Origin of the sequence: Rhodococcoides navarretei (assembly GCF_038069675.1) — a bacterium.
GTDB lineage: Bacteria > Actinomycetota > Actinomycetes > Mycobacteriales > Mycobacteriaceae > Rhodococcoides > Rhodococcoides navarretei.
Genome location: NZ_JBBPCN010000001.1, coordinates 1265335 through 1283231, shown reverse-complemented (window position 1 = coordinate 1283231; position 17897 = coordinate 1265335). Strand labels below are relative to the sequence as shown.

Sequence of the window (17897 nt, the reverse complement as noted above, 5' to 3'; positions counted from 1 at the left end):
GGGTCGGACTGCCGCCCTCGTGCGCGGGTGAGGGCTAGGTTTGTACCCGTGACAACGATGACCGATCCACAGTGGCAACCGTCTCCGCGTGCGCGTCTACTCTGGGCTCTCAGTGCCGGTCTGCTGTGGGTACCGATCTTCGTCGCCCAGGTCGTCTGGGCTGTCGTCGACTCGACGTGGACCACCTGGCCGCACGTCGCCGTCCTCGTCGCATCCATCGTGCTGGCCGTCCTGAACATCGCGGTCGTGCCGCAGTGGCGGTACCGCGTGCATCGTTGGGAGATCAGCGACACTGCGGTCTACACCCGCACCGGCTGGCTCAGCCAGGAGCGACGCATCGCACCGATCTCGCGGGTGCAGACCGTCGACACCGAGCGCGGACCGCTCGACCGCATGCTGGGGTTGGCGACGGTCACCGTGACGACGGCGTCGTCCGCGGGTGCGGTGAAGATCACGGCGCTCGACCAGGATGTCGCCGACAAGACGGTCGCGCGACTGACCGACATCGCCGGCCGCACCGTGGGAGATGCCACGTGACCGACCAGGAGCACCTCCTCGCCGTCGAGGAGGAGCAGCCGTGGCTGCGGTTGGACAAGCGAATGTTGTTGGTGCATCCGGTGAACGAGGGCATCAAGATCCTGCCGGTGCTGCTGATCTCGTTCTTCGTCGGTAGCCAGAGCGGCAACCACTTCTGGAGCCTGGGCCTTCTCGCGGTCGTGGTGATCTTCGCGATTCTGCGGTGGTTCACCACCAGCTACCGGATCGGCCCGGTACACGTGCAACTACGCAGCGGGGTGTTGCAGAAGAAGGTGCTCTCGATTCCTCGCAACAGAATTCGGTCGGTCGACGTCGAAGCGAACGTTCTGCACCGCGTACTCGGGTTGTCCATCCTGCGCATCGGCACCGGGCAACAGGCAGGCAAGGGTGAGGACTTCGAGCTCAACGCCCTGGACACCTCGTTGGTACCCGAACTTCGCGGAGATCTACTGCAGCGAGTCTCGGGGCAGATCCCGGAGGTAGACGGAACACCCACCGCAGCAGCGAATTCCGACGTGGAGATTGCACACTGGCAGTTCTCGTGGGTGCGATTCGCGCCGTTCTCCATCACCGGCATCGTCACCATCGCCGCAGCCGTCGGCGTGCTGTTCCAGTACGGCCTCGGGCAGACACTCGCCGAGTCCTCGGTGGTCTCCAACAGCATCGACTCCGCCGAGCGATTCGGAATCGCGGTGGTCGTCGTCGTGGCGCTGATGGCGCTGCTCGTCGTGTCGAGCATCTTCGCGTGCGTCCGCTATCTACTGGCCTACGCCAACCTGACGGTGACGGACCAGGGCCGCACCATGCACGTCAGTCACGGGCTGCTCCGCACCCGCCAGTCGACACTCGATCGCAAGCGGCTGCGCGGCACCTCACTGTCCGAACCGCTGCTGCTTCGCGCGGCCGGTGGAGCCAGGCTGGACGCCATCATGACCGGTGTCAGTGCCGAGAAGAAGGAATCGTCCCTACTGCTCCCGCAGGCCCCGCGGACCGAGGCGCTGCGCATGATGACCACCGTGCTCGGCGAGGCCGGACTGCACGGCGGTGCCGACCGACCCCTGCTGCAACACGGGTCGGCGGCGCGGCGTCGTCGCTACACCCGCGCCGTACTGCCACCGCTGGTTCTCGCGGCCGGTCTGGGAATCGCACGGTATTTCGGCGCGCCCATCCCGATCCTCGCCTGGATCGCGCTCGGGGTGTTGTTCGTGGCGGCATTCGGACTCGCGCACGATCGCTACCGTGGTCTCGGGCATGCCGTCCTGCCCGGCTGGCTCATCACCCAGCACGGTTCGCTCGACAGAACTCGGCACAGCCTCGAAGCCGCGGGCATCATCGGCTGGACCGTGCGGCAGAGCTTCTTCCAGCGCCGAGCCGGGGTGGCCACCATCGTCGCCGCAACACCGGCAGGTGTCGGCCACTACGAGGTGATCGACATCCCCATCGAGAACGCGTGGGCGATGATCGACGCCGTCACTCCGGGAGCCGGAGACGTCTGGCTGCATCGAACCTGACATGACGCGACCGCAGAGCATCGAGCACCTCGACATCGCGGTATCGGAGTGCCGCGCCTGCCCTCGCCTGGTCCAGTGGCGTGAGCAGGTGGCCGAGGAGAAGCGGGCCGCCTTCGCGGACGAATCATATTGGGGCAAGGCAGTTCCCGGTTTCGGTCCGGCCGATGCCGCGATGCTGATCGTCGGGCTGGCCCCCGCGGCGCACGGAGCGAACCGCACCGGGCGGATGTTCACCGGAGACAGAAGCGGCGACGTGCTGTACCGCGCGATGCATGCCGTCGGGCTGGCCAGCCAACCCACCGCTACGCACATCGGAGACGGGTTGACGCTCAACGGGGTTCGCATCACTGCGCCGGTGCACTGCGCTCCCCCACAGAACAAGCCGACGCCCGCCGAACGCAACACGTGCAGGCCCTGGCTGGACGACGAACTGCGGTTGCTGCGTCCGACTCTGCGCTCGGTGCTCGTTCTCGGGGCATTCGGCTGGCAGTCCCTCTTACCGACGCTGGCCGCCAACGGGTGGGAAATACCCCGTCCTGCACCGAAATTCGGCCATGGCGCTCAACTCGACCTGGGCTCGATCACCGTGTTCGGGAGCTATCACGTGAGCCAGCGAAACACCTTCACCGGACTGTTGACTCCGACGATGATCGAGGATGTGTTGCGGAATGCGGGTCGGCATGCACGCTTGCTGTGATCGCCTTCATCCGGAACATGAACAGCAGCACACCGGCGGGGCCTGCACCGGCGACGATGAGCAGCATCGTGCGCCAATCGGCGAGGAGAAGAACGTCGTTGCCCGGGCCGCCGAACATGCACAGGACCACCGCGAAAAACCATCCGACAAGGGGTGACGCCACCCAGATCGGCCGTTCCGCTACTTTGCGTGCGGCCAGGACCAACGCGACGTTGGCGATCCCGCCGAGCAGCGCGCTGATGGGAAATTGCACCGACCCGAGGTAGGTCGGAAGGAAGAAGACCGACAGAATTCCGGACAGGAAACCGTCGAACACCAGTACTGCGACAGTCGCCCAGGACACCAGGGCGACAGTATTGGATGCGGCCTTCGAGATCATGCGCCCAATACTGCCTTGACCCTGGTTGTTTCAGTGCACCGGTACTCAGGAAACCGGCGGGTATCCCAGCGAGGTCAGCAGGTTGCTCGCGCCCATGGCGATCTGTCCCAATACGTACTGGTACAGATCTGCCTGCGCGCCGAACTGCGGCTTGAGAGAATCGACGAACGCGACGATGGCGTCCTGCACTACCCAGTTGTACATATGTGTTCCGCCCCTGTTGTGGTGAGATCAGTACCGGTGTGTATTTCAGTGATGCGGACCACAGCTTAGTACGCCGGCAAACAGATCGTTCTCTCTGCCCGTCTCATCGGGGTCGAGTTCACCGCGGACGAGCACGTATTGCTCGTCGAGCAGGATCGGCTGGGCGATGTTGTTGGAGAGCGCGTACTCGCTGCCCGACGGCGCGACGGTCACCTGGGTGGCGTGGGCGCGGAGCGCATCCCTCTTGGCGTCGAGTACACCGCGGATGTCGATGCTGGTGGTGATCGTGCTCTCCGGAACGCTCGGCAGCTCCCCGTCCTCCGGCAGTCGCCATCCCGACGGGAGGCCGTCGATCGAGGCCAGCCCCGAGTGCAGCTGGTCCTGGCCGGTCACGGTCCAGTAGAACTTCGATACCTCCCACGGCGCTCCCGCGTCGGGGTAGGAACCCGTCCCGCAGACCTCGACGGCCTCGGTCACCAGTGAGTGCACCTGCTGGTGATCGGGATGTCCGTATCCCCCTTCGGGGTCGTAACCGACGACGACCTGTGGCCGCAGCTCACGCATCACCGCCACGAGTGCGCCGAGCGCCTCGTCGCGATCGGCATTGACGAACGCGCGCGGTTTGCGTGCAGCCGTCGTGCCGGCCATTCCCGAATCCCGCCAGCGGCCGGCTCCGCCGAGAAATCGGGGTGGATTGCAGCCCAGGGCCGCGAGCGCGCGATGCAGTTCCAGGATTCGGTAGCCACCGAGCTGATCGGCGCGATCGACGACCAGATCGGCCCAGGTCTCGCCGATCACTTCACCCTCCTCGCCCAGCGAGCAGGTCAGCACGGTCACATCGGCACCGGCGCGAACATAGTGGGCGATGGTGCCGCCGGTGGTGATGGTCTCGTCGTCCGGATGCGCGTGGACCAGAAGCAACCGCTGCGGCTCCGTCATCGTCTGCTCAGCACTTGTCTGGCCCGTCATCGATCCGTCACTCACTGTCGCTCCGCCGTCTCTCGCTGTCTTCCCGTCCCCGCTCGCCGAGTAGCTGCGCCAGGTGCGGTAGCGAGCTCGCATGCACATCGGGTGCGGCGAAATAGGTGGGGTACGGGCTGTTGCCCCGATCGATCCAGGCCGTGGTCATGCCTGCGCGGTGTGCGCCGTCGATGTCCCAGGGGTGCACGGCGACGAGCATGGTGTCCTCGGGCTCGGCCCTGCACTGGTCGAGTGCGTACCGGTAGGACTGCGGGTGCGGCTTCCACCGGCCCGCCGCCTCGACCGACAGCAGCGTCTCGAATTCGCCACGTACCCCGGCTCTGTCGAGCAGGGTCTGCGCGACCGACGCCGAGCCGTTGCTCAACGTCACCAGTCGGATACCGAGTGCTGCCAGGGCTCTCACACCCTCGACCACGTCGGGATGAACGTCGAGATCGGTGAACCCGGTCATGATGTGCTCCACCGCGTCGTCCGTATCGCGACTCAGCGTGGCCTCGGACAGCAGCGTCCGAAGCGCACCGGCACCGACGGTGGCGAACGGCCGAGCGGCGTCCGCGGCCGCGAGCGCAAAACCGTCGCGCAACACGCTCGCGAACCACGTGGGGAACAGCTGCGGCGACGCTCCCACGTCATCGAATCGTGTCGCCATCGGAGCCATATCGGACAATGTCTCATTCACATCGAACACGATCACCCGGGGGCACCTCGGGATGGTCACCGGGGCGTCCGCATCCACTGCGCGGCGTCGGCGAAGATTCCGACCTCCACCGGGCCGGTCAGCGATACGCCGGTGATACCGGGAACGGCCGCGACCACCGACGAGTCCTGCATGATCGGCAGCGTCGACGCCAGAGACCACAGTGCCGGCTCCACAACGTTGGTGGCTACAGAGGGATCGAGACCGCTCACCAGGGCCCGGTCGATCCTCGGTTGCAGTTCCGGCACGCACAGCCCGGACAGGTTCCGCGGGGCCTCGATGCCGGTGTCGCCATCGTCGGAGCTCTCCTCGACGCAGCCGAAGCGGGACGCGAGAGCCGTCGCGGGGTCCACTCCTGCGCTCGTCCATCCGACTATCGCGTCGACGGTTCCCTCGGTCAACGCCGTCGAATACAGCTCGTCGGCGGGCAGCGGCGTGACGGTCGCATCGATCCCCGCGCCGACGAGTTCGTCCGCGGCGGTGCCGGCGACAGCGAGCGCGATGTCGTCGTTCTCGACGGCACCGATGACGAACCTCAAGGCGGTGCCGGTCGCGTCCGCGAGGCGGGTGACACTCGGCGTCGGAGCGCCCGTCGTCGCGGGCGCACCGTTGGGAACCGCGGTCGTGGTCGGGGCGGCGGTGGTCGCGGCACTCGGTGTGGATGTCACCAGCGCATCGGGTGTCGGCACGAACCCGGCCCGTTCCAGCAGATCGAGGGCAGCCGTCGTGCCGATCGGAGCAGGCGCTGTCGCGGAATAGCCTGGGTCCGAGGGAGAGGACAGCTGTGCTGCTGCTCGGCGATCCGTCGCACCCCCTGCCGCTCCGACGGTGGCCAACAGGTTCGGATCGAGCAGGCCGAATATCCCTTGTCGCACAGCAGGATCGGACATGTTCGGCGCTCGCCCGTTGACAGTCATGGACAGCACGCGCGACTGCCTGATGGTGTCGGTCCGCACCCCGGGAATCGCGGAAAGCTGCGCCCGCAGCGCCGCATCGCCACGAACCTGGGCGATCTGGGCATCACTCGACCGCAGAGAATCGGCGAGCTGTGCCGGGGTGCCTCCCCGACGGATGAGAATCTGATCGGGTGCTGCGGGCTCGTCCCAGAATCGGTCGTTCCGCTCGAGCAGAATCTCGTCACGACCCTTGTCGACGGTCTTGATGCTGAACCTGGAACCGGAGACCGGCACGTTGTCCGTCAGCCCCCCTTGGAAACCGCCGGGCGAGTCCTTGAGCAGGTGCGAGGGCAGCAGATCGGAGAAGAGTCGCTGCCAGGCCGGATACGGCGACGACAGCGTCACGTCGACCGTCTTGCCCCCGCCCGAGGACGTGACGTCGCTGATCAGCTCATACCCCGCGGGGGCGACGACCCCGGGCTGGGTGATCATCTGCTGCCACAGGTAGCGGAAGTCCTCGGCGGCGATCGGTGCGCTGTCGGACCACTGGGCCTCGTTGCGCAGTTGATACCGGATGGTGAACGGCGCTTGCGACGTCACCTCGGCCGAGGTGAGCAACGACAGGTCCGGCTCCCAGGTGGTCGCCCCGGTGTCGGGATTCCGAAACGGGCGGAACGGGCTGGGCAGCACCAGCGAACTGACCGCTGCCGTCGCGGGCGACTGATCTGCCAGCAGATGTGGATTGAAGCCGATACCGACGTCGTCGATGGCGACGACGACCGGATCACCGGTCTCGGCCGGAACCATCGTCGTGCTGACCGAGGTCTCGACACTCTCGATCGGGGGCGGCGGATCCGCGGTGCACGCGGTGAGTACCAGAGCCATGGCAGAAACCAGAACCGTCGGTATCAGCACTTTGCGCAACGAGGATCTCCTTCGTGGTCGGCTACCTTGTGCGACAGAAGCGACGCGCCCCACAAGGGTGACACGTCGCTTCTGCCGCACGAAGTGAGTCTTACAGAGCAGCCTTGTCGCGAGTCTTGCTCCGCGAACGCTCACGGGCGCGCTCGTTGGAATCGAGGTGCACCTTGCGGACGCGGACGACCTCGGGGGTGACCTCGACGCACTCGTCGCCTGCACAGAACTCCATGGCCATTTCCAGGTCGAGCTTCTTGGGCTTGGCCAGGGTCTCCATGACGTCTGCGGAGGACTGACGCATGTTGGTCAGCTTCTTCTCGCGGGTGACGTTGATGTCGAGGTCTTCCTGACGCGGGTTGATGCCCACGACCATGCCCTCGTAGGTGTCCGCGCCCGGCTCGACGAAGAACGTGCCGCGATCGGCCAACTGGATCATGGCGAACGGGGTGACGGTGCCGTGACGGTCCGAGACGAGAGAACCGGTGTGGCGGGCGCGGATCTCACCGGCCCACGGCGCGTACCCGTGGAAGACGGCGTTGGCGATACCGGTGCCACGCGTGTCCGTGAGGAACTCGGTGCGGAAGCCGATCAGGCCGCGCGAGGGAACGATGAATTCCATGCGAACCCAGCCTGCGCCGTGGTTCGTCATCTGCACCATCTTGCCCTTGCGTGCGGCGAGCAGCTGAGTGACGGCACCGAGGTACTCCTCCGGTGTGTCGACCATGAGCTCTTCGAAGGGCTCGTGCAGCTTGCCGTCGACCTGCTGAGTGACCACCTGGGGCTTGCCGACGGTGAGCTCGAAGCCTTCACGACGCATCTGCTCGACGAGGATGGCGAGCGCGAGCTCGCCACGACCCTGGACCTCCCACGCATCGGGGCGACCGATGTCGAGGACCTTGAGGGAGACGTTACCGATGAGCTCCTGGTCCAGCCGGCTCTTGACCATGCGCGAGGTGAGCTTGTGGCCGCTGACGCGTCCGACGAGCGGGCTCGTGTTGGTGCCGATGGTGACCGAGATGGCGGGCTGGTCGACGGTGATGCGCGGCAGAGCGACCGGGTTCTCCAGATCGGCGAGGGTGTCGCCGATCATGATGTCCGGGAAGCCCGCGACGGCGACGATGTCGCCTGCGACACCCTTCTCGCCGGGGACGCGCTCGACGCCGATGGTGTTGAGCAGTTCGGTGATCTTGGCCTTCTGGACGACGGGCTCGCCGTCGACCTCACGCATCCAGCTCACGGTCTGGCCCTTGGAGAGCTGGCCGTTGTGGATACGAACCAGGGCGAGACGGCCGAGGAAGGCCGACGCGTCGAGGTTGGTGACGTGGGCCTGCAGCGGCGCGTCCACGTTTCCCTTGGGCGCGGGGACGTAGTTGAGGAGTACCTCGAACAGCTCGTCGAGATTCTCGGCGTCGGGAGCGTTGCCGTTCTGGGGCTGAACGCGCGACGCCTTGCCCTCGCGGCCGGAGGCGTAGAGAACGGGGAGGTCGAGTGCGAGTTCGGCCGCCTCCGACGCTTCGTCGTCGAGGTCGGACGCGAGGTCGAGGAGCAGATCGTGGCTCTCCGAGACGACCTCTTCGATGCGCGCGTCGGGACGGTCGGTCTTGTTCACGACCAGGATCACCGGCAGCGAGGCGGCAAGCGCCTTGCGCAGCACGAAGCGGGTCTGCGGAAGCGGGCCCTCGGATGCGTCGACGAGCAGCACGACGCCGTCGACCATGGACAGGCCGCGCTCGACCTCTCCGCCGAAGTCGGCGTGGCCGGGGGTGTCGATCACGTTGATGACGGTGATGGTGCCGTCGGCATTGCGCTTGTGAACGGCCGTGTTCTTGGCCAGGATCGTGATGCCTTTTTCTTTTTCGAGGTCACCCGAGTCCATGACGCGGTCGATCGCTTCGGCACGTTCCTCGAACGCGCCGGACTGCCGAAGCATGGCGTCGACCAGGGTGGTCTTGCCATGGTCGACGTGTGCAACGATGGCTACGTTGCGAAAAGTGGTGGTGCTGTCGATGTTGTCTGCACTGCTTGGGGCGCTCACGCGAAAAATTCTCCTGGAGTCGAATGCGGGCTCTTGTTCGCTAGCGGGCTTATGTCGCTAGAGAAGCGCGCTGCACCGCGAGGTTCTCGCGACTGATCGAGTTTACCCGTAGTCCGCCGGTGCCCCGCGCCACCCTCAGGTCTGTGACCTGCGCCACCCATTAGTCTTGGTGCTCATGGGCAAGGTAAAGGCCGCAGATGTCTCGGGAATGAAGCCCAAGAAAAAATGCTGCCGCAAGAAGGTTCGGTGCGTCACATGCCCGGTCGTCATCATGCGAATGAAGAAGCTCGAATCGGCGGGCGCAACCAAGAAAGATCTCAAGAAGGGCCTGAAGACCGCTCGGGCGAAGTGAGCAGGATGTCCAGTAACTCGGGTAACCACAGTCGGTCGGCATCGACCAGGTCCATCGTCGGCAGCATTGCCGCGTCCACCCAGCGCAGAGCCGAATGTTCCAGCGCCGCAGGGGTTCCCGAGACCAGGGTGGCTCGATAGGCGCGTAGGACGAGTCCCCCGGCCAGGTCGACGTCTCCACTGAGCGCGGCACCGATCGAGCACTCCACCCCCAGTTCTTCACGCAGCTCGCGCGCCAGCGCGGAGTCCTCGGACTCCCCCGGCTCGACCTTGCCGCCGGGCAATTCCCACAGGCCCGCCAACTCGGGCGGACGAGTCCGTTGCGCGAGCAACAGCGTGCCCTCGTGCGTCAACGCGGCTGCGACAACCACAGCGGTGGGGGTACCGGACATGCCACCATCTTTCTATGACCGAACTGCTGACCGACCGCGACATCGAGGACGCCCGGCTCACGGAGTGGACCGTGGTGGAGAAATCCATCACCCGAATCGTCGAACTGACGTCGTTCCGAGCAGCGATCGAGGTGGTGAACCGCGTGGCCGACGCCGCGGAGGAGGCGGACCATCACCCCGACATCGACATCAGGTGGCGGACGCTGGCGTTCACGCTGTCCACGCACTCTGCCGGCGGTCTCACACAGAAGGATGTGGATCTGGCGCGTCGGATCGATGCACTGATCGCGAATTGATGCGTCCCGCATAGACGACCCAACCGAGGAACAGAGCAGATCCGATCACGTCGACGGCACCGGCCCAGGCCTCGAGGCCGGGACGAGGGATGGTCCAGATCGACTCCTGGAAGAAGCTGAGCAACCACGGCACCCCCACCGTGACTGTCACCAGCCAGTAGCCGGCGACGATTCTGGCTCCGGCGATGTCGCGCAGCGGCCCGTGCACGAGCCAGAGCACCATCGGAATCACCCAGATCCAGTGATGCGACCACGAGATGGGCGACACCAACAAGCCCAGGAGTTGGACGATGACCAGGGTTCCCAGGTAGTCGCGGCGATCGAGTGCTCGCCACGCCAGCACAGCGAGAACCGTGGCGATCACCGCGGCGGCGATCCACAACGGCCCCTGGCCGACGTCCTCGCCCACGATCCGGCTCAGCGCTCCGCGCAGAGACTGATTCCAGACCGAGCCGACGGGGCCGATGCGGTCGGCGTCGCCGAGCAGCGTGGTGAAGTAGGTGGAGGCCTGGTGCCCCAGTGCCGCGTAGCTGACCACGACCGTGAGGGCGAACGCCACCGCAGAGAATGCTGCCGCTTTCCATCGCCGCGTCGCCAGGAAGTACAGACCGGTGATGGCGGGAGTCAACTTGATCCCTGCGGCGACACCGACGAGCCCGCCTGCCACCCACCACCGACTGCTGCGTACCGCGAGGATCGCCAGCAGCACCAAGAACACGTTGACCTGGCCGTAGTCCAGCGTCGTCCGCACCGGTTCGGACCACAGCCCGAGTGCCGTCCAGAGCATTGCGATACGGACCCAGCGTGACTCGGCAGCTCGCTCGTCGCCGAGAACCATCGACAGAACCAGACGCACCACTGCGAACAGTGCCAGCATGGTCGCGGCCTGCCACAGGACGCCGACCACCGTGAACGGCAGGTAGTGCAGCGGGAAGAACACGAGCGCGGCGAACGGCGGGTAGGTGAACGGGAGCGGGAAGTCCGGCGTCTGAACCGAATACGTGTAGTCGTACAGATTGCCGCCGAGCAGAGCAGCGGAGCCGTCGACGTAGACGTGCAGGTCCACGAGGTTCATTCCGTTGGGCGTCGCGAAGGCCCAGACGAATCGGCTGATCACCGAGACCGCGAGCAGAACGGGGGCCAGCCGAACGAGTCGGTTCACTGTGCGTGCGGTTCCGTTCGGTATCGATGCCGTGTATCGATCGTCGAGCTTATAGGGCGTCGAACAGCTGCCCTAACCGCGGATGCACGCGAGTAACATTTGCATCACCTTTCACACTGACAACTCCAGTAACAGGTTATCGTGTGCGTCTGCGGAGAATTCGCAGCGTGCGACCAATAGACTGCCCTGGCATAGCTGCGACGGGGAAGGGCTCCATCGACAACGGCTGTACATCGGGGATTGCGCTACATAGAGTGACCCCTCGAGCACCGGCTGTCGCCGAGGGCCCGCGTCATGATCAGAATGGGGAACATCACCGTGCTTCGTACCCGCGGAACGCGTCGCGTAGTTACAGCTTTGGCCGTAGCCGCAGCCGCCGCACTAGTCGTGCCGACCAGCGTATCCGCGCAGCCGTTGGTGCCCATGGCACCGGCAGATCTGCCCGCGGCACCGGCCGATCCCGCTGATCTCATCGCCCAGTTCCTCCCCGCCCCGGGTGAGCCCATGCCGAGCCTGGCCGAGGTGGAGGCACTCGCCTCGTTCGCACCCGCCATCCTCGGTGCCGCAGCCGGACCTGCCGATGTCGGAGCCGCTCCGGCCGCCGACCTGTTGGGTCAGGCCCGCGCACTACTCGAAACAGCGCAGCTACCGGACCAGGTCAAGGCGCTGCTCGAACGAGTCATCACCTTCCTGGACGGCTCCGGCGGCGGCGGCCCGGAACTGCCGACGGACGGTCCCGTCATCGCCCAGTTCCTCTACCCGACACTCGGCGTGGGGTGCATCTCCGACACCGCCGATTCCGTCGGAACCGCACTGGCCGTACCCGGCCCCGCCACCTTGCCGCCTCCCGGACCGGGTGCAGGCCAGGCCGGCTTCGTCTTCACCGCCCTCGGCACCGCTCCGATTGCCGCAGAGCAGGCAGCTCCTCTGACGGTGACCTGGCTCAACATCGACAATCGCCGCTCGGGAACTCAGGATCTGACCGGTGCGGCGATGATCAACACCGACGGCCCGGCAACGCTGTCTGCCATCGCCGACACCGGCCCAGGACGCGTCCTGTCGGTCGTCTCCGGATCGATCACCACACAGTCGAAGGAAGATCCCGCGTCGGCTCCGCGGAGCTGCACCTTCCTGCCCACCATCGGCACGGTCTACGTCCCGTAGCTCGCACGCACAGACCACCGCAGTTCGCCCCCGGCCTCAGCAGAGGCCGGGGGCGAACTGTTTTCTGTAAGCGAATGCGGAATGTAGCCGTCCGCACGGAACTCACCGAACAGCGCACCGCATTCGGTGCGTTCGGCATTCGGTGCGTTCGGAAAGAATTACATCGATGGCATTTCAGAGAATGTCGGCGGCAGATTTCGACCACTGCCCGTAATCGGCTTTCAGAACATTGTTGATGTCGACTTTGACCCCACCCACGAAATCCTTGTCGATTCGAATCTGATGAATATGCGCTGCCGGGTGAACGAAGCCTTTGGGACTTCCCCAATTGTGCTGCCAATACCACTGACCCAGACCGGCCACCGAAGCCAATTCGATGGTCGGTGAATTGGCATAGATACCGGTTCGCTCGGCTCCGATCACCGACTCCCAGCCCAGGATGTACGGCGCGATCAGAGTCGCGAACTCCACCGCGGTGGGGTTGTCGTCGATCGACACGTAGATCGGGCGGTCAGCGGGACCTCCGGCAGCCGTGTGGAGTTCGAGGCCGCGGGTGGCATGCTTCACGCCCGCCGCGTATCCACCGCGCCAATCCGATGTGGTCCCTTTGCCGAACTGGTAGTTCGAGACCACCTCCAGCCCGGCAGAGGTGAGCGAGTCGGCCTCGGACTTGCGCATCGGCTTGCCGATCATCCAGTTCGCGTCGGGTCGGCGGTCGGAGACGTAGCGGACGGCACCCAGGTGACCGGCCTCCTTGATCGCCGAGGCCGACGGCACTCCACCCGAGTAGTCGACGAGCGTTCCGAGGCCGACGTCGGCGTGCGCGGTCGCTGTGCCCACCGCAACCAGGCCGACGGCGGCCGCGGACCCCGCGGCGGCGTACTTGAACAGTTCACGTCGCGACACCTGCACAGAAATCTCCATTGCCGTTCGATCGCCGCGGCGCGCCTACTCGAAAATGTGCACAACCACTGCTAGCTTTCGTCGTTTGTCGTATCCCACCACAAACCCATCGGTACCGCCAGCCTCACTGCTCACACCCGCAACGTCTCCCTCCGGCTTCACACGAGCACCTCGCGCAACCCCGTCACGAACATGAATATGGTGGAGAGACGATGCACGGACGAACGCGCTGAGGAGTGAAAGAACATGGGCGTAACGCTTGCCAAAGGTGGAAATGTCTCGCTGACGAAGGAAGCCCCGAATCTGACCGCCGTGAGCGTCGGGCTCGGCTGGGATGTTCGCGCCACCACCGGCGGTGACTTCGATCTGGACGCCAGTGCCATCGGCCTCGGCACGACCAAGAAGGCACTGAGCGACAACTATTTCGTCTTCTACAACAACCTGCGCTCCCCCGACGGTGCCATCGAGCACACCGGCGACAACCGGACCGGCGAGGGCGAAGGCGACGACGAGAGCATCGACGTCGACCTCGCAGCCCTGACCCCCGAGGTCGACTCCATCGTCTTCCCGGTCTCCATCCACAACGCCGACGCCCTCGGCCAGAACTTCGGTCAGGTCGTCAACGCCTTCATTCGCGTGGTGGACAAGTCGGACGGGCGTGAGCTCGCCCGCTTCGACCTCAGCGAGGACGCATCGACGGAAACCGCCATGGTGTTCGGTGAGCTGTACCGCCGCGGTGCCGAATGGAAATTTCGCGCCATCGGCCAGGGCTACGCATCGGGTCTCGAAGGAATCGTCCGGGACTTCGGTATCGACGTGGGTTGAGCGGCAGACGGACCGTCTCGATTGGACAACGGAATCCGTCCTGGCTTGTGACGTCGAGATGATGTGTGGTGATATCAGCGCAACCGCAACATAAGCCACATCAGTCACAGGAGTCACACATGTCTCGTCGCCTCAGCCGTCTGGCGGGCGCGCTCGCGCTCTCCTGCGCGGCATTGCTCGCAGTTCCCGCCACCGCGGCAGCGGATCCGGCACCGGCCGATCCGCTGGCACAGGCGATCGCCGCCCTGCAGGGACAGGGTGGGGCCTCGCTCGACGCGGCGAACGCCATCGCCGAGTCGCGCACCCCGGTCGCCGAGGATGTGAGCGCCGACCCGTTCGCCGCACTGAACGCAGCCAACAAGGCTTTGACCGACTTCGGCATCACTCCGTTCTTCTACCCGACCGCAGCCATCAACTGCGCTGCCACACCGGGCGCACCGCTGGGAATCGTGCCGGGCGTCGCCGGTGGTGCCGGCGGACCGTGGCCCCAGCTGACCGTGCCGCCGATCGCCACTCTGCCCGGCCTGCCGTCGATCGCCGTGCCCGAACTCAACGCGGTGAACAAGGGCGAGACGATGTTCGCATTCGTTCCGGCCGGCATCGTGAACGACTCGGCCGACAAGTCCGGCATGCAGGTGGCGTGGTTCAACGTCAATACCCTGCAGGGTGGCTTCGCCGACTTCGGTGGGCTGGCAACCACTCTCGCCCAGTCCATCCTCGACAACTCCGGCATTCCGGCAGAGTTGAAGGAACTGGCTCGGCCTCTCGTGGTCAACGCACTCAATGCGTTGCCCGCCGCCGGTGCACGCGCAGTGCCCGTCGAGACCGGATCGGGAACCGTCCTCGCGGCGGTGTTCGGCACGGTGAACCACAAGGCGCTCGACGGTACCGACAAGAGTTGCTTCTTCTTCCCCACTGTCGGTCTGATCAACGTCGCCTGACGCTTGCGCTCGACCCCGAAAGGCCCTGCAGCACACTGCTGCAGGGCCTTTCGTTGTTCAGTCGCGGCCGATCCGGCCCAGCCTGCCCAGTACTGCCTGCATCTCGGTGCGTTCCGAGCGTGCCGCCCACGGGCGCTGCCGATTTCTTCCTCGCATCTGCATCACGGCCCCGGTCAGAAGGTCACCGTTGGGGGCGAAGTGCACCCGCACGTTGTCGTTCGGTGAACGCCCCAACGCGAAACCCGGGTAGCCGCTGCGGAATCCGTGCGGAAACAACGGGGCATCGGGATCGTTGTACTTGCCGCCGACGAACACCGGGCCCCCGGTGCGGAAGTCACGGCACTGCGCGATGAATCCATGGAAGGCACGACCCTTCTCGCGTCCGTAGTAGGCGATACCCACCCTTCCGGACCCGGTGGCGGTGATCGCACCGAAGCGGGCATCACGCACCCCCGGTGCCGATACCACCACCGGCCTCGACCAGCTCACCGCACCGTCGGAAGACCATGCTGCATGCAACAATCCGTCGCGGTCCGGCCACACCGCGTACACGTTTCCGTCGTCGTCGACCGCCATCGACTCCGGTAGCAGATAGCGCGATCCGTGCAGCAGAAAGTGCAGAGCATTGTGATATTTGGCCAGTGCCGAACCCGGCACCATTCGAACGTTCCAGCTCAGGCCCTCGTCGTGACTGACTGCAACGGCGAACCGTCGACCGTAGCGGCCACCGATGTAGACGGTGCCGTCCGGACCGACGACACCCTTGCCGAACGAGACGTACTCCCGGCTCGGCAGGCCGGGGATGTTCTTCGGGTCGATGTCGAAACCTCCGGCCACCTCCCACTTCACACCGCCGTCGAAGGACCGCCAGATCATCTGACGGGTGACGTTGATCAGTGGCCGGACTCGCATCGAGAACGGCGTCGGCGCGGAGAGATACGTGATCCTCCCCTCGCGTGAAGGACGTGGCCCAGCGAATACTTTGGCGCCCATCCTGGCCTTCGACGCCACTTTCCTCGTGCGCCAGGTTTCGCCGCGATCGTCGGTGACTCCGAGCACGAATCCAGTCCTCAGCGGGTGCGGGGACAGCGCATCGAATCGGCCGGCATGCAGATACAGTCGGTCGTCGACGTCGTCGAAATACATGTAGGGCCGATGTCGGCTGTTCTGCACGCCCTGCGGAACCGATGCGCGCCACGACTTTCCGAAGTCGGACGTCCGCAGCACACCGATGCCGTCGACGGTGAAAGCGGGGGCAAGGAACACGGTGTTGTCTGCCGCGACACCGAGCGTGCAGGCCGCGGAGCCGTACTCGGTGTACGAGACGTCGGTGACGTAGTCGGCCGACGCGGCCGCGTTGGTCGACGAACGCAGTCCTGCCCGATAGCCCGAGGCGACTCTCGGCGTCACGATACCCACCATGCGGTGTCACGGCGTCGCGAACACAGGGCTGGTCGGTGCACTGGCCAAGGCTAACGCCGATAGTGCCGGTAGACGGTGAGGCCATCGAAGAAGTTCCCGGCCGGTCGTGGTGACAGTTCACAGATCAGTACCGGACAGTCTGTAGTCCACAGGTGCGTGGAGGGAGAATAGGCTTGGCGCGTGCCCCGCATTCGAGCCGACAGCCGTCGCCGCGAATCGACACGACTGCATCCGGCCGATGCACGCGCATACTGGATGGCGTCGAAGATTCCCAGTGACCAGTTCCTGCTGTACTGCTTCGATCACGGCTCCGCGGACATCGATACCGAGGTGACGCGTCTGTACGAGCGCAGCGGTCGCATCGAAGTACTGCGCACGCGCATCGCCGACGCTGCTTTCGGCCTCGAGTATCCCCACTGGACCGAGGCGAGTCCGCTCTCCGATGCAATCTCCGTCCACCGGACAGCCCGCACCTGGCCGGAGTGTCTCGATGCGATCGCCGCGTCGTTCCGACGGCAGGTCGACCCCCGAGATTCCGTGTGGCACCTGCACCTGTATCCGAACATCGTCGACGCTCCCGGCGGCACGGCCCTCGTTGCGGTGCTCCAGCTTTCGCACGCAGCCGCCGACGGAACACTGGCATCGCGGATTGCCCGTGACCTGTTCGGCACGCATCCCATTGCGGCATCACCGGCCCGGAAGGAGCCTCCGGTCGTATTCGAGATGGCATCGGCAGCCCGTGCCGCTGCCGCTCTTCCGCTTCGACTGGCACAGATGGTTCGCGGCGGCGTCCGTGCCCGACGCGACGCGCTCGACCTCGAACAGGGCACCGACTCGGGGGCGATCCCACCGCCCGCGCCCTCCCGCGCCCTGACCGCCCTCGACGTTGCGCCCACCGGCCGGACCTCCGTGCGCACCATCGTGCTCCCGAAGGCCGACGTGCACTGTGGCGGTACCACCGTCACCACCTTCGTGCTGACCGCAATCTCCGTTGCGCTGCAACGCTTTCTCGGAGATTCGGTGGATCTGGCCGCCGAGGTCACCCTTGCCCGGGACGCACGAGCCGACGCTCGCAACAATTTCGGGAACGTCGGCGTCGGTTTGTTCACCTCCGAATCCGACATCCGCAGCCGCAGCGTTCTGATCTCGGCGGATCTGGCGGCCCGCAGACACCGTGTGAATCATTCACTGTCGGAGGCTGCCCGCTCGTCACAGGACGACGTCGAATCACATGTGCCGGCATTTCTGGCCGAGTGGGGCGTCGCGCAGTTCGATCCCACCGCCGTCCCGTCGACGGTCACCGGGAACACCGTCGTGTCCAGCGTCTCGCGTGGTGCCGCAGACCTCGCTCTCGGCGGCGGCTGCGTCCGATTCACCGCAGGCTTTCCCGCCCTGTCACCTGCCATGAGCCTGACCCACGGAGTCCACGGCATCGGCGATACCGTCACGGTCGGCATCACGTCCAACAGCGCAACCGTGCCGGACCCCGATGGCTACGAGGCGCTCCTGCGGGATTCCCTCGACGAGGTACGCGTCGCACTGAAGTGAATCAGGATCGAACTGCCAGACAGTTCTCAGCATTTGTC

19 protein-coding genes are annotated in these 17897 nt (G+C 65.6%); 9 read left to right on the top strand and 10 right to left on the bottom strand.

What is annotated here, in order from left to right; all coding sequences use genetic code 11:
* Nucleotides 1-57 precede the first annotated feature (57 nt).
* The 3 genes from AABD04_RS06375 (at nt 58) to AABD04_RS06365 (ending at nt 2745) form a co-directional block, all read left to right on the top strand.
* Nucleotides 58-537: a PH domain-containing protein gene (locus tag AABD04_RS06375; RefSeq protein WP_341442971.1), complete on the top strand. Its 480-nt coding sequence runs from the start codon at nt 58-60 to the stop codon at nt 535-537.
* A gap of 62 nt (nt 538-599) precedes the next feature.
* Nucleotides 600-2048: a PH domain-containing protein gene (locus AABD04_RS06370; protein WP_341442970.1), complete on the top strand. Its 1449-nt coding sequence runs from the start codon at nt 600-602 to the stop codon at nt 2046-2048.
* Between the two features lies 1 nt (nt 2049).
* On the top strand, nt 2050-2745 hold the full coding sequence (locus AABD04_RS06365) for a uracil-DNA glycosylase (RefSeq protein ID WP_341440564.1): 696 nt from the start codon (nt 2050-2052) through the stop codon (nt 2743-2745).
* Here AABD04_RS06365 and AABD04_RS06360 read toward each other — a convergent pair.
* The 6 genes from AABD04_RS06360 to typA all read right to left on the bottom strand — a co-directional run bounded on the left by AABD04_RS06360 (nt 2672) and on the right by typA (nt 8855).
* Nucleotides 2672-3124 (bottom strand): hypothetical protein, encoded by a 453-nt coding sequence (locus AABD04_RS06360; protein WP_341440563.1) that lies wholly within the window; start codon nt 3122-3124, stop codon nt 2672-2674. The two genes, AABD04_RS06365 and AABD04_RS06360, sit on opposite strands and share 74 nt — an antisense overlap.
* Before the next feature lie 45 nt (nt 3125-3169).
* On the bottom strand, nt 3170-3328 hold the full coding sequence (locus AABD04_RS06355) for a hypothetical protein (protein ID WP_008714214.1): 159 nt from the start codon (nt 3326-3328) through the stop codon (nt 3170-3172).
* Nucleotides 3329-3373: 45 nt separating this feature from the next.
* Nucleotides 3374-4297, bottom strand: a complete 924-nt coding sequence (gene mshB / locus AABD04_RS06350) for an N-acetyl-1-D-myo-inositol-2-amino-2-deoxy-alpha-D-glucopyranoside deacetylase (protein ID WP_423228217.1) — start codon at nt 4295-4297, stop codon at nt 3374-3376.
* Between the two features lie 7 nt (nt 4298-4304).
* Nucleotides 4305-5027: a haloacid dehalogenase type II gene (locus tag AABD04_RS06345; RefSeq protein ID WP_341440562.1), complete on the bottom strand. Its 723-nt coding sequence runs from the start codon at nt 5025-5027 to the stop codon at nt 4305-4307.
* Nucleotides 5024-6787 carry an ABC transporter family substrate-binding protein gene (locus AABD04_RS06340; RefSeq protein WP_341442968.1) on the bottom strand — a complete coding sequence of 588 codons (1764 nt, stop codon included), beginning with the start codon at nt 6785-6787 and terminating at the stop codon, nt 5024-5026. Before AABD04_RS06340 ends, AABD04_RS06345 begins: the two co-directional genes overlap by 4 nt.
* A gap of 130 nt (nt 6788-6917) precedes the next feature.
* On the bottom strand, nt 6918-8855 hold the full coding sequence (gene typA / locus AABD04_RS06335) for a translational GTPase TypA (protein ID WP_243610310.1): 1938 nt from the start codon (nt 8853-8855) through the stop codon (nt 6918-6920).
* A gap of 175 nt (nt 8856-9030) precedes the next feature.
* Here typA and AABD04_RS06330 point away from each other — a divergent pair, with 175 nt between their 5' ends.
* Complete coding sequence (locus tag AABD04_RS06330) at nt 9031-9207, top strand: hypothetical protein (protein ID WP_243595947.1); 177 nt, start codon at nt 9031-9033, stop codon at nt 9205-9207.
* Here AABD04_RS06330 and AABD04_RS06325 read toward each other — a convergent pair.
* On the bottom strand, nt 9173-9598 hold the full coding sequence (locus AABD04_RS06325) for a (deoxy)nucleoside triphosphate pyrophosphohydrolase (protein WP_341440561.1): 426 nt from the start codon (nt 9596-9598) through the stop codon (nt 9173-9175). The two genes, AABD04_RS06330 and AABD04_RS06325, sit on opposite strands and share 35 nt — an antisense overlap.
* Before the next feature lie 14 nt (nt 9599-9612).
* Here AABD04_RS06325 and AABD04_RS06320 point away from each other — a divergent pair, with 14 nt between their 5' ends.
* Nucleotides 9613-9894: a 4a-hydroxytetrahydrobiopterin dehydratase gene (locus tag AABD04_RS06320; RefSeq protein WP_341440560.1), complete on the top strand. Its 282-nt coding sequence runs from the start codon at nt 9613-9615 to the stop codon at nt 9892-9894.
* On the opposite strand, the gene AABD04_RS06315 is transcribed toward AABD04_RS06320, so the two are convergent.
* The gene (locus AABD04_RS06315) at nt 9839-11056 is read right to left on the bottom strand and encodes a mannosyltransferase (RefSeq protein WP_341440559.1); all 1218 of its coding nucleotides are present in this window, start codon (nt 11054-11056) and stop codon (nt 9839-9841) included. The genes AABD04_RS06320 and AABD04_RS06315 overlap by 56 nt on opposite strands.
* A 303-nt stretch (nt 11057-11359) precedes the next feature.
* Between AABD04_RS06315 and AABD04_RS06310 the strand changes: the two genes are divergently transcribed.
* A complete protein-coding gene (locus tag AABD04_RS06310) occupies nt 11360-12220 on the top strand; it encodes an Rv1157c family protein (protein ID WP_243610367.1) in 861 nt (286 codons plus the stop codon).
* Between the two features lie 174 nt (nt 12221-12394).
* Here AABD04_RS06310 and AABD04_RS06305 read toward each other — a convergent pair whose 3' ends face one another.
* A complete protein-coding gene (locus tag AABD04_RS06305; protein ID WP_341440558.1) occupies nt 12395-13144 on the bottom strand; it encodes a DUF1906 domain-containing protein in 750 nt (249 codons plus the stop codon).
* Between the two features lie 225 nt (nt 13145-13369).
* Between AABD04_RS06305 and AABD04_RS06300 the strand changes: the two genes are divergently transcribed.
* Together AABD04_RS06300 and AABD04_RS06295 are read left to right on the top strand one after the other, a co-directional pair.
* On the top strand, nt 13370-13948 hold the full coding sequence (locus tag AABD04_RS06300) for a TerD family protein (RefSeq protein ID WP_243595952.1): 579 nt from the start codon (nt 13370-13372) through the stop codon (nt 13946-13948).
* Nucleotides 13949-14067: 119 nt separating this feature from the next.
* Complete coding sequence (locus AABD04_RS06295; RefSeq protein WP_341440557.1) at nt 14068-14889, top strand: hypothetical protein; 822 nt, start codon at nt 14068-14070, stop codon at nt 14887-14889.
* 57 nt (nt 14890-14946) lie between these two features.
* On the opposite strand, the gene AABD04_RS06290 is transcribed toward AABD04_RS06295, so the two are convergent.
* On the bottom strand, nt 14947-16299 hold the full coding sequence (locus tag AABD04_RS06290) for a sialidase family protein (RefSeq protein WP_341440556.1): 1353 nt from the start codon (nt 16297-16299) through the stop codon (nt 14947-14949).
* 192 nt (nt 16300-16491) lie between these two features.
* Here AABD04_RS06290 and AABD04_RS06285 point away from each other — a divergent pair, with 192 nt between their 5' ends.
* On the top strand, nt 16492-17859 hold the full coding sequence (locus AABD04_RS06285) for a WS/DGAT domain-containing protein (protein ID WP_341440555.1): 1368 nt from the start codon (nt 16492-16494) through the stop codon (nt 17857-17859).
* Nucleotides 17860-17897: the final 38 nt, after the last annotated feature.